This window comes from Streptomyces sp. NPDC054883, from assembly GCF_053610645.1.
The window spans coordinates 88590-112627 of the sequence record NZ_JBSGYT010000017.1; the positions used below are offsets into that span (position 1 = coordinate 88590).

Annotated in this window: 20 protein-coding genes; 12 read left to right on the forward strand and 8 right to left on the reverse strand. The window is 74.0% G+C overall.

Translation table 11 applies throughout. The annotated features are described in order from the left end of the window. Window positions 1–10: 10 nt before the first annotated feature. On the reverse strand, window positions 11–1666 hold the full coding sequence (locus ACWGH1_RS15550) for a protein kinase domain-containing protein (protein ID WP_453352426.1): 1656 nt from the start codon (window positions 1664–1666) through the stop codon (window positions 11–13). A 274-nt stretch (window positions 1667–1940) separates the two neighbouring features. On the opposite strand from ACWGH1_RS15550, the gene ACWGH1_RS15555 reads away from it, so the two are divergent. Beyond that, the gene (locus ACWGH1_RS15555) at window positions 1941–2210 is read left to right on the forward strand and encodes a hypothetical protein (RefSeq protein WP_453352425.1); all 270 of its coding nucleotides are present in this window, start codon (window positions 1941–1943) and stop codon (window positions 2208–2210) included. 208 nt (window positions 2211–2418) lie between these two features. Here the strand turns inward: ACWGH1_RS15555 and ACWGH1_RS15560 are convergent, their stop codons facing one another. The 3 genes from ACWGH1_RS15560 to ACWGH1_RS15570 all read right to left on the reverse strand — a co-directional run bounded on the left by ACWGH1_RS15560 (window position 2419) and on the right by ACWGH1_RS15570 (window position 5537). Then, complete coding sequence (locus ACWGH1_RS15560) at window positions 2419–3642, reverse strand: CaiB/BaiF CoA transferase family protein (protein ID WP_453357780.1); 1224 nt, start codon at window positions 3640–3642, stop codon at window positions 2419–2421. Between the two features lie 132 nt (window positions 3643–3774). Further along, window positions 3775–4563 (reverse strand): ABC transporter permease, encoded by a 789-nt coding sequence (locus ACWGH1_RS15565; protein ID WP_453352285.1) that lies wholly within the window; start codon window positions 4561–4563, stop codon window positions 3775–3777. After that, window positions 4560–5537, reverse strand: a complete 978-nt coding sequence (locus tag ACWGH1_RS15570; protein WP_453352284.1) for an ATP-binding cassette domain-containing protein — start codon at window positions 5535–5537, stop codon at window positions 4560–4562. The genes ACWGH1_RS15565 and ACWGH1_RS15570 overlap by 4 nt, the downstream gene beginning before the upstream one ends. A 70-nt stretch (window positions 5538–5607) precedes the next feature. On the opposite strand from ACWGH1_RS15570, the gene ACWGH1_RS15575 reads away from it, so the two are divergent. Continuing rightward, a complete protein-coding gene (locus tag ACWGH1_RS15575) occupies window positions 5608–6324 on the forward strand; it encodes a TetR/AcrR family transcriptional regulator (RefSeq protein ID WP_453352283.1) in 717 nt (238 codons plus the stop codon). A gap of 25 nt (window positions 6325–6349) precedes the next feature. On the opposite strand, the gene ACWGH1_RS15580 is transcribed toward ACWGH1_RS15575, so the two are convergent. Continuing rightward, on the reverse strand, window positions 6350–7471 hold the full coding sequence (locus ACWGH1_RS15580; RefSeq protein WP_453352288.1) for a type ISP restriction/modification enzyme: 1122 nt from the start codon (window positions 7469–7471) through the stop codon (window positions 6350–6352). Between the two features lie 148 nt (window positions 7472–7619). Here ACWGH1_RS15580 and ACWGH1_RS15585 point away from each other — a divergent pair, with 148 nt between their 5' ends. Beyond that, window positions 7620–7787, forward strand: coding sequence for a hypothetical protein (locus ACWGH1_RS15585; protein WP_453352282.1), 168 nt, complete (start codon window positions 7620–7622; stop codon window positions 7785–7787). Between the two features lie 15 nt (window positions 7788–7802). Here ACWGH1_RS15585 and ACWGH1_RS15590 read toward each other — a convergent pair whose 3' ends face one another. Both ACWGH1_RS15590 and hmgA read right to left on the reverse strand, forming a co-directional pair. Further along, window positions 7803–8552, reverse strand: a complete 750-nt coding sequence (locus ACWGH1_RS15590; protein ID WP_453352281.1) for a GntR family transcriptional regulator — start codon at window positions 8550–8552, stop codon at window positions 7803–7805. Between the two features lie 83 nt (window positions 8553–8635). Then, entirely contained in the window at window positions 8636–9967 is a 1332-nt protein-coding gene (hmgA, locus tag ACWGH1_RS15595; protein WP_453352280.1) for a homogentisate 1,2-dioxygenase, read from the reverse strand. 175 nt (window positions 9968–10142) lie between these two features. Here hmgA and ACWGH1_RS15600 point away from each other — a divergent pair, with 175 nt between their 5' ends. From ACWGH1_RS15600 to ACWGH1_RS15635, 8 genes are all read left to right on the forward strand, one after another. After that, window positions 10143–12287, forward strand: a complete 2145-nt coding sequence (locus ACWGH1_RS15600; RefSeq protein WP_453352279.1) for a right-handed parallel beta-helix repeat-containing protein — start codon at window positions 10143–10145, stop codon at window positions 12285–12287. A 104-nt stretch (window positions 12288–12391) separates the two neighbouring features. Then, a complete protein-coding gene (locus tag ACWGH1_RS15605) occupies window positions 12392–13195 on the forward strand; it encodes a hypothetical protein (RefSeq protein ID WP_453352287.1) in 804 nt (267 codons plus the stop codon). A 62-nt stretch (window positions 13196–13257) separates the two neighbouring features. After that, window positions 13258–14562, forward strand: coding sequence for a hypothetical protein (locus ACWGH1_RS15610; RefSeq protein ID WP_453408726.1), 1305 nt, complete (start codon window positions 13258–13260; stop codon window positions 14560–14562). Window positions 14563–14597: 35 nt separating this feature from the next. Then, on the forward strand, window positions 14598–15218 hold the full coding sequence (locus ACWGH1_RS15615; RefSeq protein WP_453352286.1) for a TetR family transcriptional regulator: 621 nt from the start codon (window positions 14598–14600) through the stop codon (window positions 15216–15218). A gap of 161 nt (window positions 15219–15379) precedes the next feature. Further along, window positions 15380–17680 carry a molybdopterin-dependent oxidoreductase gene (locus tag ACWGH1_RS15620; protein ID WP_453352277.1) on the forward strand — a complete coding sequence of 767 codons (2301 nt, stop codon included), beginning with the start codon at window positions 15380–15382 and terminating at the stop codon, window positions 17678–17680. A gap of 73 nt (window positions 17681–17753) precedes the next feature. Next, a complete protein-coding gene (locus ACWGH1_RS15625) occupies window positions 17754–19199 on the forward strand; it encodes a CitMHS family transporter (RefSeq protein WP_453352276.1) in 1446 nt (481 codons plus the stop codon). A gap of 99 nt (window positions 19200–19298) precedes the next feature. Then, the gene (locus ACWGH1_RS15630) at window positions 19299–20711 is read left to right on the forward strand and encodes an aldehyde dehydrogenase family protein (protein WP_453352275.1); all 1413 of its coding nucleotides are present in this window, start codon (window positions 19299–19301) and stop codon (window positions 20709–20711) included. Between the two features lie 69 nt (window positions 20712–20780). Next, the gene (locus tag ACWGH1_RS15635; RefSeq protein WP_453352274.1) at window positions 20781–21860 is read left to right on the forward strand and encodes a Zn-dependent alcohol dehydrogenase; all 1080 of its coding nucleotides are present in this window, start codon (window positions 20781–20783) and stop codon (window positions 21858–21860) included. A 193-nt stretch (window positions 21861–22053) separates the two neighbouring features. Here ACWGH1_RS15635 and ACWGH1_RS15640 read toward each other — a convergent pair whose 3' ends face one another. Beyond that, window positions 22054–22692 carry a TetR/AcrR family transcriptional regulator gene (locus tag ACWGH1_RS15640; RefSeq protein WP_453354406.1) on the reverse strand — a complete coding sequence of 213 codons (639 nt, stop codon included), beginning with the start codon at window positions 22690–22692 and terminating at the stop codon, window positions 22054–22056. A gap of 96 nt (window positions 22693–22788) precedes the next feature. On the opposite strand from ACWGH1_RS15640, the gene ACWGH1_RS15645 reads away from it, so the two are divergent. Further along, window positions 22789–23940: an acyl-CoA dehydrogenase family protein gene (locus ACWGH1_RS15645; RefSeq protein WP_453354405.1), complete on the forward strand. Its 1152-nt coding sequence runs from the start codon at window positions 22789–22791 to the stop codon at window positions 23938–23940. Window positions 23941–24038 lie beyond the last annotated feature (98 nt).

Here is a 24038-nt window from a genome sequence, read left to right on the forward strand (position 1 = left end):
CGGCCGGCCGCTACGGCGTGCTCCCCGGGTCCGGCGCCGGGCTCGGGGAGCCGGAGGGAGCCGGCGGAGCGGAGGAGGAGGCCCCGGCCGTCGGGGTCTCCTCCTCGCACGTCACGGAGAAGTCCAGCCACGCCGACACCGCCCGGGCGGGCCGGCGCACCTCCAGCCGGACCGCGTCGTCGGAGCCTCCACCGGCGCCGCCGCCGGACTCGGTGTGGTCGAACCGCCGGGTCCGGGCGCCGCCCGCCGCGTACGTGACGCTCTGCCAGCCCGCGTCCGGGGCGGCCGCACCGCGGGTCACCCAGCGGTACTCCACCTCGGCGGGGACGGCGGCCACCTCGATCGTGCCGGTGAAGGCGGGCGCGTCGGCCGGGCGCGGCGGGCAGGCACCGCGGTAACCGCCGTGCAGGGTGTGGACGTAGAGCGTCACCCGCTGTCCCGGCGTCGGTCCGCCGCTCGGCGACGGCGACGCCGAGGGCGATGCCGAAGGGGCCGGCGGCGGGCCCGTGGTCGCCGGCGCCGAGCCCGCCGGGCCGCTCCCGCCGCCGTGCGCGCCCGGCTCCCCGCGGTCGTCGAGCAGCAGCCGGCCCAGCGTCACCACCGCCGCGAGCAGCACCAGGACCCCGGCGGTCAGGACCAGTCCGGCCCGCGTCCGCCGGGATCGCGGAGCGGCCTCCCGCGTACCGACGGGCGGCGCGGGCACCGGGCCGTAGGGACCCGGGGCGGGGCTGCGCCCGTACACCGGTGTCGTGGGCGCGTCGGGCCCCGACGGCGCGTACGTCCGGCTCGCCGGCGCGTCCGGCCCCGACGCCGGGCCGCCCGGGGGCCGTACGGTCCCTCCCGCGCCGACGACGCGCAGCATCCGGGCCGCCTCCGGCGCGGGCAGCCGCCCGGCCGGGTCCTTGCGCAGCAGCCCCTCCAGTACGGGCGCCAGCGGCCCGGCCCGGTGCGGCGGCGGCAGCTCACTCTCGACCACCGCCCGCAGCGTGGCCAGCGGGGTGTCCCGGCGGAACGGCGAAGCCCCCTCGACGGCCGCGTACAGCAGCACCCCGAGCGACCACAGGTCCGACGCGGGACCCGGCTCACGGCCCAGCGCCCGCTCCGGCGCCAGGAACTCGGGCGACCCGACCACCTCTCCGGTCATCGTGATCGCGGACGAGCCCTCAAGGCTCGCGATCCCGAAGTCGCCGAGGAGCACCCGGCCGTCATTGGCGACCAGCACGTTGGCGGGTTTGACGTCCCGGTGCACCACACCCGACCCGTGCGCGGAGCGCAGCGCGGCCAGCACCTGTTCGCCGATGTGGGCCGCCCGTTGCGGGGTCATCGGACCCTCGCCCTCCAGTACCTCCGCCAGCGAGAGCCCGCGCACCAGCTCCATCACGATCCAGGGCCGGCCGTCCTCGGTCGCCACGTCGTAGACGGTCACCACCCCGCGGTGCGAGACCCGGGCCGCCGCCCAGGCCTCCCGCTCCAGCCGCCGGTACATCCGCTCGACCTCGGCCGCGTCCAGCCCGGCGGGAGCCCGGACCTCCTTCACCGCTACCTCGCGGCCGAGCACCTCGTCCCGGGCCCGCCACACGGTGCCCATGCCGCCCCGGCCCAGCGGACCCAGCAGCCGGTACCGGCCGGCGATGACACGCCCGTCCCCATCCACGTTCGCGCTCACCGGAGCCCCCCGTACCCGTTACCGGACGATCACTCCAAGTTAGCGCAGCGGGAGGGCCCTGACCCCTGTCGTGACAGGACTGCCGCAAGAGGGCCGCCGATGCGGATCCGGCCCGGTCCGTCCTGTGCGGAGAGTGATCGCCGACTGCACTGAGTAACCGTCAACTCCCCGTAGGTATAGGGGTAATTCACACCACCGGGATACCCGGGGGCGACGCCGGGGCGATAGGGTTAACCTGCCCGGGCCGGGTGCCCTCGTACGGGTGGGGAGAGACATGGAACAGATAGCAATGCGCAGCAGGCCGCCTCGCGTGCCTGCCATCACCTGCGGCAGCAGCGCGACCAGCTCGCGCCTCGACCGCCACCTCGCCGTGCTGGGCGGACCCGCCGTCCCGCACCACGAGGCCGCGGAGGCGACGCTGCTGATGCGCGAACTCACCTTCCGCGACCACACGCACGTCCAGCGGAGCCGGAGCGCGCGCGTCGCGCTGTTCGCGCCGCTGCGCCGGCTGCGGCGCACGCTCTTCGGCAGCCGCCGCTCGTAACTGCCCCTGCAAGGCGGCCGGCCGGCCCGGCCGCACCCCCGGCCCCTCCCGTCCGCGGTGCACCCGGCAGTGCCTTCGGGCCGCCCGGGTGTGCACCGGCCCTTCCCTGCGGTACCCGGTGCTCCCGGCGCGCCCGCGCCGGGATGCCGGGCCCCGCTGCGGCCGTCTCGGACCCCGGCCGGACCCGGCCGGCCGGGCTCCCGTACCGTCAGGCGATCACACCGTCCCGGCGCAGCGCCGTGATCCGCTCGTCCGTCATCCCCAGGCCGCGCAGCAGCGCCCCGGTGTGTTCGCCGAGCGCCGGCACGGCTCCCATCCGCGGCGGCGGCCCGTCCGGCAGTCCGATCGGCGGCAGCAGCGCCCGCAGCGGGCCCGCCGGTGAGCCCACCTCCCGCCAGCGGTCGCGGGCCGCCAGCTGCGGGTGCTCTGCCAGCCGCGCCACCGAGTTCAGCCGCGCGCAGGCGATCCCCGCCGCCTCCAGGCGCCCGATCGCCTCGTCCGCGTCGAGCGCGGCGAGCGCCTGCGCCACCACCGCGTCGGTCTTCTCCCGGCCGCGGGTACGTGCGGCGTTCGTCGCGTACGCCGGATCGTCCGCCAACTCCGGTTGGTCCAGGACCTGTTGCGCGAGCCGACGCCACTCGCGGTCGTTCTGAACGGACAGCAGTACGCGGTCCCCGTCGGCCGTCGGGTAGGCGTCGTAGGGTGCGATGACCGCGTGCGCGAGGCCGGTCCGTACCGGCTGGCTCCCGCCGTGCATCGTGTGGTGCAGGGGGTGGCCCATCCACTCGGCGAGGGCGTCCAGCATCGACACCTCCACCCGCCCCCCGCGTCCGGTCGTCCCGCGGCGCAGGAGGGCGGCGAGCACCCCCGAGAAGGCGTACATGGCGGCCGCGATGTCGGCCGCCGGAATCCCCGCCTTGACGGGCTGGTCGGGGGTGCCGGTCACCGACACCAGCCCCGCCTCGCACTGGACGAGCATGTCGTAGGCGCGCTTGTGCGCGTACGGGCCCTCGGGGCCGTAGCCGGAGATGTCCACGGCGATCAGCCGCGGGTAACGGGCGCACAGCGCGGCCGAGTCGATGCCGAGCCGGCCGGCGGCGCCGTGGGCGAGGTTCTGGACGAAGACGTCGGCGCCGTCCAGCAGGCCGTGCAGGACGTCCCGCCCGCGCGGGTCCTTGAGGTCCAGCGCGATCGACTCCTTGCCGCGGTTGGCCCAGACGAAGTGCGAGGCGAGGCCCTGGGCGGTGGTGTCGTAGGCACGGGCGAAGTCGCCGCCGTCGGGGCGTTCGACCTTGACCACCCGCGCGCCCAGATCGGCGAGCTGGCGGGTGGCGAAGGGGGCCGAGACGGCCTGCTCGACGGCGACGACGGTGATGCCGTCGAGGGGCAGCGGATCGGCGGCGGGCGGCGCGGGGTGCGTATCAGGAGCCATGACAGCCTGCCTACCGGCTCGGACCCGGACCTGTCATCCCGCAGGGTGTCGAGATCTCGCGAGCTCCGCTCGGCCGCCGGGTGGCTGACGGCCCGTGGCCTCGGCGGGGATCAGCCGGGGGGCGTCCCGGTTTCAGTTCAGTCCGCGGGCGAACCGGCGCGCGGCCGCCGGCGCGAACAGCGCCAGCAGGACCAGGGACCAGATCACCGCCCCGGCCACCGGATGGGCCGCCGGCCAGGCGGCTCCCGCCGCGGCCTCGCCGCCCGCGTTCCCGCACAGCACGCGCACCGCGCCGGCGACCGCGCTGATCGGGTTCCACTCGGCCACCGCCCGAAGCCACCCGGGCAGCCCGGCGGTCGGCAGGTAAGCGCTGGAGAGCATCGGCAGGACGAAGGTGGCGCTGCCCAGCTGGCCGGCCGCCTCCTCGCTCCTGCTCAGCAGCCCCAGGTACGTACCCGTCCAGGTCGTGGCGAAGCGGAACAGCAGCAGCACCCCGAGGGCGCCGAGCGCGCCCGGCAGGCCGTGCTCGGTCCGCCAGCCCATCGCCAGCCCCACCAGCATCAGCGGCACCATCGACAGCGCCGTCGTCAGGAGATCGGCGGCGGTCTGCCCGAGAGGTACGGCGGCCCGGCTCATCGGCAGCGTGCGGAACCGGTCCATCACCCCCCGGTGGGCGTCCTGGGCGGCCGTGAACATACCGGTCATCAGGCCGTTCGCGGCGGTGGCGGCGAGCAGCCCCGGCACCAGGAACTCCCGGTACTGCGAGCCCGGCATGGCGAGCGCGCTGCCGAAGACGTAGCCGAAGAAGAGCAGCATGGTGATCGGCATCGTCTGGGTGAGGATCAGCAGTGCCGGCGCGTGGCGCGCCTTCTGCAACTGCCGGGTGAAGACGGCGCCGCCGTCGGACAGCAGGGTGCTCATGCCGCGTTCTCCTTCGCGTGGCCGGTGGCGGTGGCGGTTCGGACCCGGGTGAGGCGCAGGAACACCTCGTCGAGGGTGGGCGGGCGCAGTGCGGCGTCGGTGAGCGGGATCCCGGCGGCGTCGAGGGCCCGGATGAGCCGGGGCAGGGTCAGCTCGCCGTCCAGGACCGTGGCGCCGACCGTGAGGCGTTCCTCGTCCAGGACGGGCCGGCCGCCGGTGAGCTGGTCGAGTACGACCGCCGCGCCCGCGAGGGCCGCACCGTCGGCGACGGTGACCTCGGCGTAGGACCCGATGCGTGCCTTGAGCTCGGCGGGGGCGCCGCCGGCCACCGCCCGGCCGCCGTCGACCACCACGATGTCGTCGGCGAGCCGGTCGGCCTCCTCCAGGTACTGGGTGGTGAGCAGGACGCTCGTACCCTCGTCGGCGAGTTCCCGTACGGCCGCCCAGATCTGCTGGCGCGCCGCCGGATCGAGGCCGGTCGTCGGCTCGTCCAGGAACAGCACCCGGGGGCGGTTGATCAGCCCGGCGGCCAGGTCCAGGCGCCGTTTCATACCGCCCGACCAGGTGGAAGCGACCCGGTCGGCCGCCTCGCCCAGGGCGAAGCGCTCCAGCAGTTCGTCCGCCCGGCTCCGGCCGGCCGCACCGCGCAGCCCCGCGAGGCGGGCGAAGAGCCGCAGGTTCTCCCGGCCCGTCAGGTCCCCGTCCACCGAGGCGTACTGGCCGGTGACCCCGATGGCCCGGCGCACCACGGCCGGGTCGCGGGTGACGTCGTGACCGGCGACCAGGGCCCGGCCGCCGGTGGGCGCGGTGAGGGTGGTGAAGACCCGGACGGCGGTGGTCTTGCCCGCGCCGTTGGGGCCGAGGAGGCCGCACACCGTGCCCTCCGGCACGGCCAGGTCCAGCCCGCGCAGGGCATGGACCTTCCCGTAGCTCTTCTCCAGACCCTCACTAAGTACAGCGTACGTAGTAGTCATGTGCGAAACCCTACCGCACTGCGTACGGTGTACGTAACTACGATGGAGCGATGGACGAGGTGATGAGCGGATGACACCCAGCGGTCGCACCGCGGAACCCGAAGTGATCTGGGCCCGCCCGCAGCGGGCCGGCCGGGGCCCCCGGCCCGCGCACAGCCGTGACTCGATCGCGGCCGAGGCGGTGCGGATCGCCGACGCGGAGGGCGTCGACGCCGTCTCCATGCGCCGGGTCGCGGCCGGGATCGGGGCCGGGACGATGTCCCTGTACAACTACGTCCCGCGCAAGGAGGACCTGTACGAGCTGATGGTCGACGCGGTGAGCGGCGAGTACGCCTACGCCGCGCCGACCGGAGACTGGCACGCCGACCTGCTGGCGCTGGCCCGCCAGACGCGCACGCTCATGCACCGCCACCCCTGGCTGCCCCGGCTGCTGAGCCCGGTTTACGGGTTCGGCCCCAACGCCCTGCGGTACCTGGAGCACAGCCTGGCCTGTCTGGCCCCGCTGGACGTGCCGGACGGGGAGAAGCTGGAACTGATCGCGGCCGTCAACGGCACGGTGGCCACGTACGTGTCGAGCGAACTGGCACTGGCCGAACGGACGCGAACCCTGCCCTGGAGCGAGGCCGAGGAGCAGAGCGTACGGACGGCATGGCTGGGCTCCCGCATCGCGACGGGGGAGTACCCGAGGCTGGCCGCCGCCCTCGCGGGGTGGACGGGCATCCCCGCCGACCTGGGCGAGGTGTTCGACCGCTCGGTGTCGCGGCTGCTGGGGACGTGGGCGCCGTAGGCCGGGGGCGCCCGGCAGCGCTCTGCTACAGGAGGGCGAACTGGCCGCCAGGCCCCTCTTCCTCGTGGTCCAGGACGGAGGCCGGGCGCCGGGCCCAGTGCGGCGGGGGCAGTACCCCGGCGGCTTCCAGCGCGGGCGACAGCGACGGCCCCGGCTCGAACGCCGCCCGCAGCGGAGCCAGACCGGCGAGCAGCGCCAGGGTCGTCACCAGGGACAGCAGCTCCGAGGTCCAGGCCTGCGGCCACTCGGCGGGGCCTAGCGCCGCCAGCCCCTCCGCCTCCGCCGTCCGGTGCGCGGCGCGGGCCGCGAACCAGGCCTCCAGCACCCGCACGCCCTGCGCCTCGTACTCCCACGCGCCCGCCGGGACGGGGGAGATGCTCCCGTCCCCCAGGGCCAGCGTCTCGGTCTGCGGGTCGTACGCGAGGGCGGCCGGCCAGGCCGTGACCGCCGAGCGGACGTACGGCCGGCGCCCGCCCGGCAGCCGGGGCGGGTCACCGCCCCGCGCGCCGCGCAGCTGCACCGCGAGCAGCCGCCGGCCCAGTTCCAGCCCGGCGCGCCAGCGCTCCGGGTCGGCGGCGAGCGGGACCTCGTAGGCCCCCCGGGGCCCGGGGCGGGCCGCCGCCAGGATCCAGCACAGCACGTCCTGCGGGGTGACCGGGCCGCCGTGGCGCTCGCCCAGCAGGGCCGCCAGGCCGGGTGCGAGGTTGGGCTCCGCGCCGCCGGGGCGCCGGTGCAGGGGGCGCACCCGGCCGAGGCGGCCGACCGGCAGGTGGGCCGTGACCAGCGGTTCCGGGACCTCCACGAGGAACAGCTGAGGCTCGTCGCGGACCCGCCACAGTTCGGGGCGGGCCGCGTCGATGAGCCGCTGGTCCGGCAGCAGCCACTGCTCGTCGAAGGGGGCGCGCAGGACGCGTACGGGCTGCGGACAGGGGCCGGGGGAGACCGCGAAGGGGGCGGTGGCGGAGCGCTGACCGGGCAGCGCGGCCGCCCCGGTGGCGGGCGTACGGCCGCGGGCGGGGCGGAACAACCGCTCCTGCTCCGCGCCTTCGGCGGCGGCGAGCGCCGTCCAGCGGGCCCGCAAGGTGGCGGGGTCCGCGGCGGCCACCCAGTCCCGCCCCAGGCGCGGGGGGCGTACGGCCCAGGGCATCAGATCGTCCAGCAGCGGGTTCTGCGGCGGTACGTCGGGGCTCACGCGGCCGATGGTATCGACGGGGAGCGGTGGCCGGGCCCGGGCCCGGTCCAAGCGTTACGCTCCTTGTGTACGCCTATGCGTGCATATCCGGCAGGAGGCGGCCATGAGTGAGTACGACGAATACTCGACCCCGTCGCAGGCCGAGGGCGAGCGCCTCGACGAGGACATGGACGAGAAGGAGAAGCAGCAGCGGCACCCGCAGACCATGCGCGGCACGCCGTCCCAGGCGGAGGGCGAGCGGGGTACGGAGGACGAAGAACGCCCACGGTGAACGGGTGCGGGCCGCTCAGGTCGCGTCGACGGTCACGGTGAACGAGAACCGGTCGCCCCGGTAGCGGATCCGCGCGACGTCCACCACCCGGCCGTCCTCGTCGTACGTCACCCCCGTGTAGTGCAGGATCGGGCTGAGCAGCGGGACCGCCAGCAGCTCGGCCGTCTCCGGGTCGGCGAGCCGGGCCTCCACCGTGTCGGTGATCCGGCTGATCCGCACGCCCACGACGTCCCGGATCACCTTCGTCATCGGCCAGCGCTCCAGATCCGCCGGATCGATCGCCGAGGCCAGTTCCGGGAGGACGGCGTTCTCCGCCCAGTTGCTCGGCTCGCCGGTCTGGCTGTCGTGTCGCAGCCGGCGGTACGTGACCACCTCGGCGGTGTCCGGGAAGAACTCCAGCAGGTCCCCGGCCACCGCCGCGCGGGCCTGGCCGAGGACCGTCGTACGTTCGCCCGACTGCTGGGCCACGATCGCGTCCACCGAGCCGAGCAGCCGCACCGGTGTCCCGCGCCGGGCGCCCGGTTCGATGAAGGTGCCGCGCCGCCGGTGCCGGCTGATCAGCCCCTCGCCCTCCAGCTCCTTGAGCGCCTGGCGCATCGTCAGCACGCTCACCCCGTAGTGCCCGGCCAGCTGCTCCTCGGTGGGCAGCCGCAGCGAGGCGTCCGGGGAGCGCCCCAGTATCGAGGCGCGCAGCGACTGGGAGACCTGGTACCAGAGCGGAAGCTTGCGGTTCAGCACCAGGGAGTCGGGGGCGAAGGCGGTCACGGCGTTTCTCCGTACGGGCGGGACGTGGGCGGGGCTGTCGCGAGCGGGACTTCCGCGGGCCGGACTTTGACGGCTGGCGCCCTTCAGGCGCGGAAGTGGCGCTCCAGACCCTGCCACACGTCGTCGTACCCGCGCTGGAGGTGTCCGGCGCCGGCCGCCTGGGCGGTGGCGGTGACGGGCCAGCGGGTCTCGAACATGAAGGCAAGGCCGTCATCGATCTTCTGCGGCTTCAGCTCCGCGGCGCTCGCCCGGTCGAACGTCTCGCGGTCCGGCCCGTGCGCGGACATCATGTTGTGCAGCGAGCCGCCGCCGGGCACGAAGCCCTCGGCCTTGGCGTCGTAGGCGCCCTCGATCAGGCCCATGTACTCGCTCATCACGTTCCGGTGGAAGTACGGCGGCCGGAAGGTGTCCTCCCCGACCAGCCAGCGGGGCGCGAACACGACGAAGTCCACGCCCGCGAGCCCGGGGGTGTCGGAGGGCGAGGTCAGCACGGTGAAGATCGACGGGTCCGGGTGGTCGAAGCTGATGGATCCGATCACGTTGAAGCGGCGCATGTCGTAGACGTACGGGGTGTGCGTGCCGTGCCAGGCGACCACGTCGAGCGGGGAGTGGTCGTAGGTCGCGGACCAGAGGTTGCCGCAGAACTTGTTGATCACCCGGGTCGGCCGCTCGACGTCCTCGTACGCCGCCACCGGGGCCCGGAAGTCCCGGGCGGCGGCGAGGCCGTTGGCGCCGATCGGGCCGAGGTCCGGGAGCTCGAAGGGCTGCCCGTAGTTCTCGCAGACATAGCCGCGGGCGTCCTCGTCCAGCAGCTCGACGCGGAAGCGGACGCCGCGCGGGATCAGCGCCATCTCGCCCGGGCGGGCGCTGAGCAGCCCGAATTCGGTGCGCAGCAGCAGGCCGCCGCGCTCGGGGACGATGAGCAGCTCTCCGTCGGAGTCGCTGAACACACGGTCCGTCATGGGGGCGTTGGCGGCGTAGAGGTGGATGGCCATCCCGGTGCGCTGGGTGGCGTCGCCGTTGCCGCCCAGGGTCCACAGGCCGGCCAGGAAGTCGGTGCCGGGGGCCGGGTCCGGGAGCGGGTTCCAGCGCAGCCGGTTGGGGTCGGGAACGGTCTCGGTGAAGGGCGCGCTGCGCAGGGCGCCGTTGTCGAGGCGGGTGAAGGGCGGGTGCGCGGCCGAGGGCCGGATGCGGTAGAGCCAGGAGCGGCGGTTGTGGGTGCGCGGTTCGGTGAACGCGCTGCCGCTGAGCTGCTCGGCGTAGAGGCCGAGGGGGGAACGCTGGGGCGAGTTCCGGCCATGGGGGAGCGCCCCGGGAACGGCCTCGGAGCTGTGCTCGTTCCCGAAGCCGGTGAGGTACTCCAGCCCCTCCGCGGTCTTCGTGGCCTGCTCGCTGGTGCTGCCGCCGTCACTCATGCAACGCTCCCGGGTCTGCCGTAGGAATCCTATGCCTGACAGTAGGATTCATGCCCGCCCGCCGTCAACGCCCCCCGGCACCGACGAAGCGGTCGCGTCCGGCCGGAGGGTGGAGTCCGGGTGATTCGGTCCCGAGGGGATCCGAAAAGGTGAACATTGCTCTACTCTCTCGCGCATGCCGTGGACCCGCAGGATTCCTGCCGTGCCGGCGGTGCTCCTCGCCGCCCTCCTCGCTCTCCTGTCCCTCTTCGCCGCCGCGCCCCCCGCCGCCGCGCACGAGGAGCGCCCCGTCACCCTCCCCGACGGAACCGGCTCCGTGCCCGAGTACCGCCAGGCCGAGCCCGACCTGCTGGTCTGCAAGACGGACCGGCCTGACTTCGAGCGCCGGATATCCGGCTTCCCCCAAGACCTCAGGCAGCGCAACCTCGCCCTCTACGAGCGGTGCGAGAAGACCGGCTACCGCCACCTCCAGGACGCCGTCGACGCCGTAGACCGGGCCGGGATGAACATCGCGATCCTGCCCGGCCTGTACGAGGAGGAGCCCTCGCTCCCCAAGCCGACGGGCGAATGCGCCCACCTCAAGGCCCCGAACTCGGCGCTCGGCTACCAGATCCTGTCGTACGAGCAGCAGGAGCAGTGCCGCCACAACCAGAACCTGGTCGCCGTCCTCGGCAAGACGGACCTCCAGATCGAGGGCACCGGCGCCTCCCGGCTCGACGTGGTCATCGACGCCAAGTACCAGAAGCTCAACGCCATCCGCGCCGACAAGTCCAACGGCATCTACTTCCGCAACTTCACCGCCCAGCGCACCACCTTCAACTCGCTCTACGTGCTCGCGGGCGACGGCTTCGTCATCGACGACGTGCTCACCCGCTGGAACGACGAGTACGGCTTCCTGACCTTCGCCAGCGACCACGGCCTGTACAAGAACTGCGAGTCCTACGGGAACGGGGACTCCGGCATCTACCCCGGCAGCGCCTCGAACATCAACGACGACCGCGGCTACGACGTCCCGCGCTACTCCATCGAGATCACCGGCTGCCACAGCCACCACAACATGGTCGGCTACTCCGGCACCGCCGGGGACTCGGTCTGGGTGCACGACAACGAGTTCGACCAGAACATGGGCGGCGCCTCGATGGACAGCGCCTTCCCCGGACACCCCGGACTGCCCCAGAACCACGCCAAGTTCGAGCGGAACCTGATCCACGACAACAATGCGGACTACTACCCCAACGTCGCCGACGGCACCTGCGCCAAGCCGCCCATCGAGCGCGGCTACGAACAGGGCGTCGTCTGCCCCCAGATCTCCATGCCCCCGGGCACGGGCGTCATCACCGCGGGCGGGAACTGGAACCTGTACGAGAACAACTGGGTGTACGGGCACCGGCGCGCGGGCTTCTTCCTCAGTGCCGTGCCGGCCTTCATCCGCGGCGAGGAGGCGTGGTCCAAGCAGGCGGACACCTCCCACCACAACCGCTACGCCGGCAACGTCCTCGGCAAGGACAAGTCGGGTGCGTCCCGCCCCAACGGCATGGACGTGTGGTGGGACGGCCAGGGCCGCGGCAACTGCTGGCAACCGGGGCCGGACGGCTCGACACCCGGCACCCTGCCCGAGTGCGGAGACCGCCGCGGACCGGTCTCGGGCGACTCGGCGCGGCTGGCCGGCGAACCGGTCAAGCTGGTCCAACTGCTCGTCTGCGCCGACTACAACGTCCAGGCGCGCAAACTTCCCGCGGGCTGCGACTGGTACGGCGCGCGCGGTCTGGAGCGGGTGGAGACCCAGCTCGCACTCGCCGTGGCCGCCGTACTGCTGCTGGTCGGCGGAGTGCTGTGGTGGCGCCGCCTTCGCCACTCGCGGCTCGGGACGGCCGCATCGCTGCTGGGCGCGGCGGGGCTGGTGCTGGACGTCGCCGGCTCCACCATGAAGCTCGAACCGACCTTCGTCCCCGCGCTCGCCCTGCTGTTCCTCGGCCTCTGGTGGACGGGAGCCGGCCTGGCGCTGCGGCCGGGCCGGCCCTGGCTGGCCCGGCTGACCCTGCTGCTCGGCGCGCTCACCCTGCTCGACGCCTTCGACAAGGCCGTCCTGATGATCCCGTGGATACCGCTGAGCCCCGCCTGGATCCGCGGCCTCGTGGCGGTGCTCTGGATCCTGTGGGCGGTCGTCGCCTCCGCCCGCCCGGGCTCCGCCCCGGCCCGCCCCGCCGGACCCGGCGGCGACCCGGACGGCGACCGCGCCCCGGCACCGGCGGGCCCGGCCCCGGCCCTGAGCGCCGCAGCCGGCCCGGACTCACCGGACACCACCGGAGGCACCCCGTGACCGAGCGCCCCGCCGACCGCGTCGCCTGCGACGCCTGCGCTCCCCTCACCCGGCGAGCGCCGCGCCGGCCCCGCCGGACCGCCCGGACCGCCCGGACCACAGCCCTGGTCGCGCTCCTCGTGCTGCTCACGGCCGGCGCGGCGACCGGCTGCGGGGGCCGGGCCACCACCCACCACAAGCCGGGCACCAGCCACGAGCAGGCCTCCGGCAACGTCGGCACCCTGCTCCCCGCCCAGGACAACGCCGGCCACCACCTGCGCGAGGTGCCGGCCGAGGGCGCGCCACAGGTACGCCTCACCGCACGCCCCGACTCCGAGGACGGCTGGAACCTCCAGCTGACCGTGTCCGGCTTCCGCTTCACCCCGGACAGCACGGGCGGCGCCGCCCTCCCCGGCGCCGGCCACGCCCACCTGGAGCTCGACGGCCGCAAGCTGGCCCGGGTGTACGGCCCCTGGTTCCACCTGCCCGCGGCGCAGGTGCCCGTGGGCGCGCACACCCTGACCGTCCGCCTCTACGCCGACGACCACACCGCCTGGGCCGTCGGCGGCAAAGCGGTGGAGGCCTCCGTCCCGCTGACCGGCGGAGCCCCCGGCGCGGCCGGCCACACCCGCGACGCCGCCACCCCGCCGCCGGCGACCCAGGAGGCCGACCGGACGGTCACCCTCACCGTCCGGGCCGGCAAGGTCACCCCGGCCCCCGGCCGGATCGAGGTGACGCGCGGCGAGCGGGTGGCCCTGCGGGTCACCAGCGACCGCGCGGACACCGTGCACGTCCACGGCTACGACAAGGAACTCGCCCTGCCCGCAGGTCAGGAGGCCATCCTGATCCTGACGGCCGACCGCACCGGCCTGTTCGAGGTCGAGACCCACGAGTCCGACCTCGTCCTGACCCAGCTCCTCGTCCGATGACCCCGGCGGGACCGCTCTTGTTCTCCGCCCCGTGCGCGGGGGGCGACTGCGGTGGCCGGGACGTGGTCCCGCACCCGGCCGATCCGGCCGTCACCCTCCTCGCGCACGGGATCGGTTCCCAGCACGATCTGCCGATATCTCCCTTCTACGCGTTCGCCGGCGCCTTCGCCGCGCTGTTCGTCTCCTTCCTCGCCCTCGGCCTGCTCTGGTCCACCTCCCGGTTCCGCGGCGACCGCTCCGGACTCGCCCTGCCCGCCGGGCTCCAGCGGGTGGCCGACGCGCCGGCCACCCGCACCGCCCTGCGCGGACTCGGCCTCGCCGCAGCCCTCGCCGTACTCCTCCACCTCCTCCTCGGTCCCGACGATCCGGCGCGTAACCCCGCTCCCGGCGCCGTCTACGTCCTGTTCTGGGTGGGACTCGTCCCCGCCTCCCTCCTCTTCGGCCCCGTCTGGCGCCTCCTCGACCCGCTGCGCACCCTGCACCGGCTGCTCGCCCGGGCCCTGCCCCGCCGGGGCCCCGGCCGGCCGCTCCCCGCCGGGCTCGGCCAGTGGCCCGCCGCGGTCGGGCTGTTCGGCTTCACCTGGCTGGAGCTCGTCTCACCGGATCCCGCATCAACCACCACCCTTCTGTCCGCCCTGGGCGGCTACACCGCCGTCCAACTCGCCCTCGCCGCCCGCTTCGGCGAGAACTGGTTCGCCGCCGGAGACGCCTTCGAGGCGTACTCCGACCTCCTGGCCCGCTTCTCCCCCCTCGGCCGCCGTGACGACCGCCGCCTGGTCCTCCGCAACCCCTTCCACGGACTCGACGCGACGCCCGAGCGGCCCGGACTCGTCGCCACCGTCTGTGTCCTGCTCGGTTCCACCGCCTACGACGGCTTCTCCGACAACCCCTCCTGGATCAACGCGATACAGACCTCCCCCCTCGGCCGCACCCCCGCGGCCACGCTCGGACTCCTCGGTTCCATCGCCCTCGTCGCCACCCTGTACTGCCTGTGCGCGGCGGCCACCCGCCTCGTCAGCGGCCCGCACCCCGGCCCGCTGACCGCCTTCGCGCACTCACTCGTGCCGATCTCCCTCGGCTATCTCACCGCCCACTACTTCTCCCTCCTCGTCACCGAAGGACCACGCACGGTAATCATGGCACTGGGCACTGACAACGCCCCGGGACCCTTGCCGCCACTGGGCCCCGGCGCCCTCGCCGCCCTTCAGGTGGTGGCCGTGGTCACCGGCCACGTCCTCGGGGTCATCGCGGCGCACGACCGCTCCGTACGCCTCTTCCCGCCGGCCAAGGCCGTCGCCGGCCAACTGCCGCTGCTCGCGCTGATGATCACCTACACCATCGGCGGGCTCGGCCTCCTGCTGAACTGAGGCCGCCGACCCGAGCACCCGCCAGGAGCGGCATGATGGACCCCGTGCCCCCCGCCCAGCCCATGCGCCGGACCCCGGTCCAGCAGCGCAGCGCAGACCGCCTCGCCCGCATCCTCGACGCCTGCGCCGAACTGCTCGACGAGACCGGGTACGAGAACCTCAGCACCCGCGCCGTGGCCCAGCGCGCCGGAGTGCCCATCGGCTCGGTCTACCGCTTCTTCGGGAACAAGCGGGCCATGGCCATCGCCCTCGCGCACCGCAACCTCGACCGTTACGCCGAGGGCATCCGAGAACGGCTCGCCGCGCTCCCCGGCACCCACTGGCGGCCCGTCGTGGACGCGGTGCTGGACGAGTACCTGGCCATGAAGCGCAGCGTCCCCGGCTTCGCCCTCGTGGACTTCGGAGTGCCCGCGCCACCGCCCGAAGGGCCCGCGGCCGACCCGAACCACCTGGTCGCCGTCCGGCTCACCGAGCTGCTCTCGCGCCACCTCGGGCTCGCTCCCGACGCCGCCCTCGAACGGGCGGTCCTGGTCGCCGTGGAAGCCACCGACGCGCTCCTCCAACTCGCCTTCCGGACCGACCCGGCGGGGGACCCGGGCATCATCGCCGAAACCCGCGCCATGATGCAGGCGTACCTGGCGAGAGTGCTGGACTGAGCCGGTGCCGCGGGTGCCGTCGGCGCCCCGGCCCCGCCGCGGGTGTCCGGCAAGAGCCGGCGGAGTGAGACCCGTCGCCTCCCTCCCCAACCTCCCTACCGGTCGGTATGCTCGGTGCGCCGTCGGCCCGCCGCCGCAGCCTGCCGCCCCCAGGAGGGTCCATGCCCCGCACCGCCCTGCGCATCTGTCCGCTCTGCGAGGCCACTTGCGGCCTCACCCTCACGATCGAGGGCAGCACCGTCACCGGCGCCCGGGGCGATCGCGACGACGTGTTCAGCCGCGGCTTCATCTGCCCCAAGGGCGCCTCCTTCGGCGCCCTCGACGCCGACCCCGACCGGCTGCGCACCCCCCTCGTCCGCCGCGCCGGCCGCCTCGTGGAAGCCACCTGGGACGAGGCGTACGACGCCATCGCCGCGGCCGTTCCCGCCCTGGTCCGGGAGTACGGAACCCAGTCCGTCGGCGTCGTCCTCGGCAACCCCAACGTCCACACCATGGCCGGCGCCCTCTACCCCCCGCTGCTGCTCAAGGCCCTCGGCAGCCGCAACCTCTTCACCGCCAGCACCCTGGACCAGATGCCCAAGCACGTCTCCAGCGGCCTGCTCTTCGGCGACCCCTTCGCCATCCCGGTACCCGACCTGGACCGCACCGACTTCCTGCTGCTGCTCGGCGCCAACCCCGTCGAATCGAACGGCTCACTGTGCACCGCGCCCGACTTCCCCGGGCTGCTCAAAGGCCTGCGCGCACGCGGGGGCAAGCTGGTCGTCGTCGATCCGCGCCGCACCCGCACCGCCCGGCTCGCCGACCGGCACCTCGCCCCGCGCCCCGGCAGCGACGCCCTGCTGCTGGCCGCGCTGGCACAGACCCTGCTCGCCGAGAAGCTGACGGCCCCCGGCGTCCTCGCGGAACACACCGACGGACTCGGGGAACTCGGCGCCGCGCTCGCGAGTTTCACCCCCGAGGCCGTTGCCCCCGCCTGCGACCTCCCGGCCGCCGAGATCCGCGCCCTCGCCCGCGAGCTCGCGGCCGCGCCGACCGCCGCCGTGTACGGGCGGATCGGCAGCTGCACCGTGGAGTACGGCACCCTCGCCAGCTGGCTGGTCGACGTACTGAACATCCTCACCGGCAACCTCGACCGCCCGGGCGGAGCCCTCTTCCCGCTCGCGGCGGCCGGACCGCGGCCCCGCCCCGCGGGCCCCGGCAAGGGGTTCGCCATGGGCCGGTGGCACAGCCGGGTCAGCGGCCACCCCGAGGTCAAGAGCGAACTGCCCACCGCCGCACTGGCCGAGGAGATCGAGACACCGGGGGAGGGGCGCATCAGGGCGCTGATCGCCATCGCGGCCAACCCGGTGCTGTCCGCCCCCGATGGCCGCCGCCTCGACGGGGCGCTGGCCGGCCTCGACTTCATGGTCAGCGTGGACCCTTACCTCAACGAGACCTCGCGCCACGCCCACGTCGTGCTGCCCCCGCCGCCCCCGGCCCAGAGCGCGCACCACGACTTCGCCTTCAACGGCTTCGCCATCCGCAACCAGGTGCGCTACACCCGGCCGGCCGTCCCCCTCGAAGCGGACCGGCTCGACGAGTGCGAGATCCACGCCCGTCTCGTCCTCGCCGTCTCCGGCATGCACGGCAGCGCCGCCCCCTCCGCCGTCGATGAACTGGCCATCCAGGCCACCCTCGCCAAGGAGACCGCCGACCCGCACTCCCCCCTGCACGGCGAGGACCCGGCGCGCCTGGCCGGTCTGCTCACCGGCGACAGCGGCCCCGAGCGGCGCCTCGACCTGATGCTCCGACTCGGACCGTACGGAGACCGGTTCGCCTCCGACCTGCGCGCGGACGCCGGCACGGGCGCGGGGCCGGGTACCGGCGCGCCCGAAAGCGGCATCGACGGCCCGCCCGAGGCCGGACTCAGCCTGGAACGGGTGCTCGCGCACCCGCACGGCATCGACCTGGGTCCGCTGCGCCCCCGGCTCCCGGGCGTGCTGAGGACCCGCAGCGGCAGGATCGAGCTGCTGCCGGACCCGATCGTGGCCGAGCTGCCCAGGCTGCGCGCGGCGCTCGCCGGACGCCCCGCCGGGCTGGTGCTCGTGGGCCGCCGCCATCTGCGGTCCAACAACAGCTGGTTGCACAACGTCCCGGCCCTGGTCGGGGGTTCCAACCGCTGCACCCTCCAGGTCCACCCGTACGACGCGGACCGGCTCGGGCTCACCGACGGCGGCAGGGCCCGGATCACGGCCGACGGCGGAGCCCTCGACGCTCCGGTCGAGGTCACCGACACCGTCCGCACCGGGGTCGTCAGCCTCCCCCACGGCTGGGGCCATGACCGGGCCGGCTCCCGGTTGTCGGTGGCCGCCACCGATCCGGGAGTCAACGTGAACCAGCTCTTGGACGGCACCCGGCTGGACCCGCTGTCCGGCACGGCGGTGCTCAACGGCTTCCCCGTCGAGCTGACACCCCTGCCCTGAGCTGGGGTTTTGCTCGTATTGCTCACACGCTCACGTCTTGTTGGCACAAGGAGGCGGAGCCTACGTTCCCTGCATGCTGACTCTCCTCGGCTTCGCCATGATCGGGACCTTCCTCGTCCTGATCATGATGAAGAAAATGTCGCCCATCGCGGCCCTCGTTCTCATCCCCGCGCTCTTCTGCGTGTTCGCCGGGAAAGGCGCCCACCTCGGCGACTACGTCATCGACGGCGTCGGCAAGCTGGCCCCGACCGCCGCCATGCTGATGTTCGCCATCGTCTACTTCGGCGTGATGATCGACGTCGGCCTCTTCGACCCGGTCGTGCGGGGCATCCTGCGCTTTTGCAAGGCCGACCCGATGCGCGTCGTGGTCGGCACCGCGGTGCTCGCCGCGGTCGTCTCGCTCGACGGCGACGGCTCGACCACCTTCATGATCACGGTCTCGGCCATGTACCCGCTCTACAAGCGGCTCGGGTTGAGCCTGGTCGTCATGACCGGCGTCGCGGCCACCGCCAACGGCGTCATGAACACCCTGCCCTGGGGCGGTCCCACCGCCCGCGCGGCCACGGCCCTCAAGCTCGACGCCGCCGACATCTTCGTGCCCATGATCCCGGCCCTCGCCATGGGGCTGGTGCTCGTGCTCGTACTCGCCTACGTGCTGGGCGTGAAGGAACGCCGCCGCGTCGGCACCCTCGTGCTGCCCGGCGAGCAGCCGCACGAGGCCTTGCTGGTGGCCGAGCCGGCCGCGGTGGCATCCGGCACGGTCGCGCCCGGCGGCGGCCGCGCTCCCGTGCCCCGCGCCGCGGGAGAAGGCGCGGACCTCGAACCGGCCCCCGAACCGGTACCGGTCACGCCCGCCGGGGAGGAGAGCGCCGACGGAACGCAGGGCCTCGACCCGAGCCGGCCGACCCTCCGCCCCCGCCTCTACTGGTTCAATGCCGCCCTGACCGTCGCCCTGCTCACCGCGATGATCATGGAGCTGCTCCCGATCCCCGTGCTGTTCCTGCTGGGTGCGGCCCTCGCCCTCACGGTCAACTTCCCCCACATGCCGGACCAGAAGGCCCGCGTCGCCGCCCACGCCGACAACGTCCTGAACGTCGCCGGGATGGTCTTCGCGGCCGCCGTCTTCACCGGCGTCCTCACCGGCACGGGCATGGTCAAGCACATGGCCGACTGGCTGGTCGCCGCCATCCCCGACGGCATGGGCCCGCACATGGCGCTCGTCACCGGAGTGCTCAGCCTGCCCCTGACCTACTTCATGTCGAACGACGGCTTCTACTTCGGCGTCCTGCCGGTGCTGGCCGAAGCCGGCGCCGCCCACGGCGTCTCGCCGCTGGAGATCGCGCGCGCCTCCCTCGTCGGGCAGGCCCTGCACATGTCCAGCCCACTGGTTCCGGCCGTCTACGTCCTCGTCGGCATGGCCAAGGTCGAATTCGGCGACCATACCCGCTTCACCGTGAAATGGGCGGCGCTGACCTCCCTCGTGGTCCTCGCGGCAGGGATGCTTTTCGGCATCATCTGATCCCGGTGAACCCTGGCGCGCGCAAAACTACCGTTGCTAGTTTGTAGGCTGTCCGCGAGGTCGGCGTCTACACGCTCGCGCGTGCTCGGGAGGAAAGCCATGAAGGCCCACGACGGGATGTACATCGGCGGCGCATGGCGGCCCGCCTCGGGACGCGACCGGATCGAGGTCGTCAACCCGGCCGACGAGCAGGTCATCGGCGGGGTCCCGGCCGGCACCGCGGAGGACGTGGACGCCGCGGTACGGGCGGCCCGCGCGGCCCTGCCCGGCTGGGCGGCGACGGCTCCCGCCGAACGGGCCGCCCTGATCGGGGCCCTGCGGGACGTCCTGGTCGCCCGCAAGGGCGAGATCGCCGAGACGATCACCGCCGAACTCGGAACGACGCTCGGCTTCGCGGAGGCCGTCCACGTCGGCGCTCCGATCGGGGTCGCGGCCTCCTACGCCGAACTCGCCGCCTCCTACGTCTTCGAGGAACGCCTGGGCAACTCCACGGTGCTGCTCGAACCGGTCGGCGTGGTCGGGGCCATCACGCCCTGGAACTACCCGCTGCACCAGATCGTTGCCAAGGTGGCACCCGCTCTCGCCGCCGGCTGCACCCTCGTACTCAAGCCGGCCGAGGACACCCCGCTGACCGCACAGCTCTTCGCCGAAGCCGTGCACGAGGCGGGCGTCCCGGCCGGAGTCTTCAACCTGGTGACCGGTACCGGCCCGGTCGCCGGGCAGGCGCTGGCCGCGCACGAGGGAGTCGACCTCGTCTCCTTCACCGGCTCGACCGCCGTCGGCCGCCGGATCGGCGCCACCGCCGGCGCCGCGATCAAGCGGGTCGCCCTCGAACTGGGCGGCAAGTCGGCCAACGTCATCCTCCCCGGAGCCGACCTCGTCAAGGCCGTCTCTGCCGGCGTGGCCGACGTCATGCGCAACTCCGGTCAGAGCTGCAACGCGCTCACCCGCATGCTCGTCCACCGGGACCAGTACGAGGAGGCCGTCACCCTCGCGGCCGCCGCCGTCGCCAAGTACGCCACGGGCGACCCCACCCAGCCGGGCACCCGCGTCGGCCCGGTCGTCAACGCCAAGCAGCGCGACCGGGTTCGCGCGTACATCGTCAAGGGCGTCGAGGAAGGGGCGCGCCTCGTCGCGGGCGGCCCGGACGCGCCCCACGAGCACGGCTACTTCGTCGCCCCGACCGTGTTCGCCGATGTCACGCCCGAGATGACCATCGCGCAGGAGGAAATTTTCGGCCCCGTGCTGTCGATCCTGCGCTACGAGGACGAGGAGGACGCCCTGCGCATCGCCAACGACACCGTGTACGGACTCAGCGGAGCCGTCTGGGCCGCGGACGAGGAGACCGCGGTCGCCTTCGCCCGCCGGATGGACACCGGCCAGGTGGACATCAACGGCGGCCGCTTCAACGTGCTCGCGCCGTTCGGCGGCTACAAGCAGTCGGGGGTCGGCCGCGAGCTGGGCCCGCACGGCCTGGCCGAGTACCTGCAGACCAAGTCCCTGCAGTTCTGAGACCGCCCGCAGCAGTTCCGGGACCCGCCCGCCCCGCCCACACACCCGCCCCGAGAGACGGAAACGACCATGGTCCGCGCCGCCATCCTGCCCGCCGTCGGAGCCCCGCTGGAGATCCGGGACATCGTGCTGCCCGCACCCGGCCCGGGCCAGGTCCGGGTGCGGCTCGCCGCAGCCGGTGTCTGCCACTCGGACCTCTCCCTCACCAACGGCACCATGCGGGTCCCCGTCCCCGCCGTCCTCGGCCACGAAGGCGCCGGGACGGTGCTCGCGGTGGGGGAGGGCGTGACCCATGTCGCCCCGGGCGACGGGGTGGTGCTCAACTGGGCCCCGTCCTGCGGGGAGTGCCACCACTGCCTGATCGGCGAGGTCTGGCTCTGCTCAAATGCCCTCACCGGAGTCGGCGCCGTCTACGCGCACGACGCCGACGGCACCGAGCTGCACCCCGGGCTCAACGTCGCCGCGTTCGCCGAGGAGACGGTGGTGGCGGCGAACTGCGTGCTGCCCGCGCCCGAGGGGATCCCGCTCGCCGAGGCCGCGCTGCTCGGCTGCGCCGTCCTCACCGGCTACGGCGCCGTCCACCACAGTGCCCAGGTCCGTCCCGGCGAGTCGGTCGCCGTCTTCGGTGTCGGCGGGGTCGGGCTTGCCGCCCTGCAGGCCGCGCGGATCGCGCAGGCCGGCCCGATCGTCGCCGTCGACGTCTCCCCGGCCAAGGAGGAGCTGGCGCGGGCGGCCGGAGCCACCGAGTTCGTCCTCGCGTCCGACACCACCGCCAAGCAGGTCCGCGCTCTCACGGCCGGCCGGGGCGCGGACGTCGCCATCGAGTGCGTCGGCCGGGCGGAGACCATCCGGGGTGCGTGGGAGTCCACGCGTCGCGGCGGCCGCACCACCGTCGTCGGCATCGGGGGCAAAGAGCAGCAGGTCACCTTCCACGCCCTGGAGATCTTCCACTTCGCCCGCACCCTCACCGGCTGCGTCTACGGCAACAGCGACCCGGCCCGCGACCTGCCGGTGATCGCCGACCACGTCCGGGCCGGCCGCCTGGACCTCGGGGCCCTCGTCACCGAGCGCATCGGCCTCGACGGCATCCCGGGAGCCTTCGACGACATGCTGGCCGGCAAGGGCGGCCGCTCCCTGGTGGTCTTCTAGCGCCCGCTGCCCGACCGCCCACCGCCTGCCATCGCCCGCCGGAACCGGCGGCCGGGCTCGCCCGCCGGCATGGCCTCGCCCGCCGGCCGGCCTCGGCCGCCGTCCGCCCGAGCGCCCGCCGCCCTCCGAGCGCCCGCCGCCCTCCGGGCGCAATCTCCGGCACGCCCTCCGGGACAGGCTGCGGCAGTCGTCACTACGGCTGCCGCAACGCCTCGTACTGGAGGGCCAGGCCGTCCAGCAGGGCGGACAGGCCCGTTTCGAAGGCGCCCTCGTCCACCTCCACCTGCCGCTCCGCCAGCAGGTGGGCCTGGCCCAGGTGCGGGTAGTCGCCCGGGTCGTATGCCGTCCGGTCGTCCACGAAACCCCGGGCGAAGGACGCGACCGCCGAGCCCAGGATGAAGTACCGCATCAGGGCGCCGATCCGCGTCGCCTGGGCCGGTGGCCACCCGGCCGCCGTCATGGCGCCGAACACGGCGTCCGCGACCCGCAGCCCCGCCGGGCGACGCCCGGGCCCCCGGGCCAGCACCGGCACGATGTTCGGGTGGTCGGCCAGGGCGGCCCGGTAGGAGTGCGCCCAGTCGTACAGGGCCTCCCGCCACTCCCGGTCGCCGTCGAACATCGACAAGTCGACCCGGCCGCTCACCGAATCGGCCACCGCCTCCAGGATCTCGTCCTTCGTCCGGAAGTGGTTGTACAGCGACGGCCCGCTGACCCCGAGGGCGGCGGCCAGCCGCCGCGTCGACACCGCCTCCAGCCCTTCCGCGTCCACCAGCGTGCATGCCGCCTCGACGATGCGGTCTCGGCTCAGGAGGGGCTTGCGCGGTCTCGCCATGCGCCACATAGTAGGGCCTGGGCGCCTTAAACTAGCGCTGCTAATTAATGGCCCCGCCCCGCACGAGGACCACCACCACGACGCCCGGAGGCCCCGGTGAACATGGAGCTCAGCGAGGAGCAGGCCGCCGTACGCCGACTCGCCCGCGAGTTCACCGAGCGCGAGATCGCTCCGTACGCCGCCGACTGGGACCGCGCCGAAAGCGTCGACCGGTCCATCGTCAAGAAGCTAGGGGACCTCGGCTTCCTCGGCCTGACCGTCCCGGAACAGTACGGCGGCTCCGGCGGCGACCACCTCGCCTACGCACTCGTCACCGAGGAGCTCGGCCGCGGGGACTCCGCCGTCCGCGGCATCGTCTCCGTCTCCCTGGGCCTCGTCGCCAAGACCATCGCGGCCTGGGGCACCGAAGAGCAGCAGCAGGCCTGGCTGCCCCGGCTGTGCTCCGGCGCGGCGCTCGGCTGCTTCGGCCTGACGGAGCCCGGCACCGGCTCGGACGCGGGCAACCTCACCACCCGTGCCGTGCGCGAGGGCGACGCGTACGTCCTCAGCGGCAGCAAGATGTTCATCACCAACGGCACCTGGGCCGACGTGGTGCTCCTCTTCGCCCGCACCAACGACCAGCCGGGCCACCGCGGCGTCTCGGCCTTCCTCGTCCCGGCCGACAGCCCCGGGCTGACCCGCCGCGAGATACACGGCAAGCTCGGCCTGCGCGGCCAGGCCACCGCCGAACTCGCCCTCGACGGCGTCCGCGTGCCCGCCTCCGCGATGCTCGGCCCCGAGGGCAAGGGATTCTCCGTCGCCATGTCGGCGCTGGCCAAGGGCCGGATGTCGGTCGCGGCCGGCTGCGTGGGCATCGCCCAGGCGGCGCTCGACGCCGCGGTCGGGTACGCCGCCCAGCGCGAGCAGTTCGGGAAGCCCATCGCCCAGCACCAGCTGGTCCAGGAACTGATCGCCGACATCTCCGTCGACGTCGACGCGGCCCGCCTGCTGACCTGGCGGGTCGCCGACCTGATCGACCGGGGGCAGCCCTTCGCCACCGAGGCCTCGACCGCCAAGCTCTTCGCCTCCGAGGCCGCCGTGCGCGCCGCCGGCAATGCCCTCCAGGTACACGGCGGTTACGGCTACATCGACGAGTACCCCGCCGGGAAGCTGCTGCGCGACGCCCGCGTCATGACCCTGTACGAGGGCACCAGCCAGATCCAGAAGCTCCTCATCGGCCGGGCCCGCACGGGGGTTTCGGCCTTCTGAGGAGGCGGGACCTGCTGGGCCGGGCACCGTGGGCGCCGGGCGCCGGACTGAGTACGTACGTGAGTACGCGCGCGGATGCGCCGCCGGCCGCCCCGCCG

Excerpts from the sequence above, each read along its gene's own strand:
- ACWGH1_RS15555 (WP_453352425.1), top strand. The coding sequence starts at position 1,941 with ATGGAACAGATAGCAATGCGCAGCAGGCCGCCTCGCGTGCCTGCCATC.
- ACWGH1_RS15560 (WP_453357780.1), bottom strand. The coding sequence starts at position 3,642 with ATGGCTCCTGATACGCACCCCGCGCCGCCCGCCGCCGATCCGCTGCCC.
- ACWGH1_RS15565 (WP_453352285.1), bottom strand. The coding sequence starts at position 4,563 with ATGAGCACCCTGCTGTCCGACGGCGGCGCCGTCTTCACCCGGCAGTTG.
- ACWGH1_RS15570 (WP_453352284.1), bottom strand. The coding sequence starts at position 5,537 with ATGACTACTACGTACGCTGTACTTAGTGAGGGTCTGGAGAAGAGCTAC.
- ACWGH1_RS15575 (WP_453352283.1), top strand. The coding sequence starts at position 5,608 with ATGACACCCAGCGGTCGCACCGCGGAACCCGAAGTGATCTGGGCCCGC.
- ACWGH1_RS15580 (WP_453352288.1), bottom strand. The coding sequence starts at position 7,471 with ATGCCCTGGGCCGTACGCCCCCCGCGCCTGGGGCGGGACTGGGTGGCC.
- ACWGH1_RS15585 (WP_453352282.1), top strand. The coding sequence starts at position 7,620 with ATGAGTGAGTACGACGAATACTCGACCCCGTCGCAGGCCGAGGGCGAG.
- hmgA (WP_453352280.1), bottom strand. The coding sequence starts at position 9,967 with ATGAGTGACGGCGGCAGCACCAGCGAGCAGGCCACGAAGACCGCGGAG.
- ACWGH1_RS15600 (WP_453352279.1), top strand. The coding sequence starts at position 10,143 with ATGCCGTGGACCCGCAGGATTCCTGCCGTGCCGGCGGTGCTCCTCGCC.
- ACWGH1_RS15615 (WP_453352286.1), top strand. The coding sequence starts at position 14,598 with ATGGACCCCGTGCCCCCCGCCCAGCCCATGCGCCGGACCCCGGTCCAG.
- ACWGH1_RS15620 (WP_453352277.1), top strand. The coding sequence starts at position 15,380 with ATGCCCCGCACCGCCCTGCGCATCTGTCCGCTCTGCGAGGCCACTTGC.
- ACWGH1_RS15625 (WP_453352276.1), top strand. The coding sequence starts at position 17,754 with ATGCTGACTCTCCTCGGCTTCGCCATGATCGGGACCTTCCTCGTCCTG.
- ACWGH1_RS15630 (WP_453352275.1), top strand. The coding sequence starts at position 19,299 with ATGAAGGCCCACGACGGGATGTACATCGGCGGCGCATGGCGGCCCGCC.
- ACWGH1_RS15635 (WP_453352274.1), top strand. The coding sequence starts at position 20,781 with ATGGTCCGCGCCGCCATCCTGCCCGCCGTCGGAGCCCCGCTGGAGATC.
- ACWGH1_RS15640 (WP_453354406.1), bottom strand. The coding sequence starts at position 22,692 with ATGGCGAGACCGCGCAAGCCCCTCCTGAGCCGAGACCGCATCGTCGAG.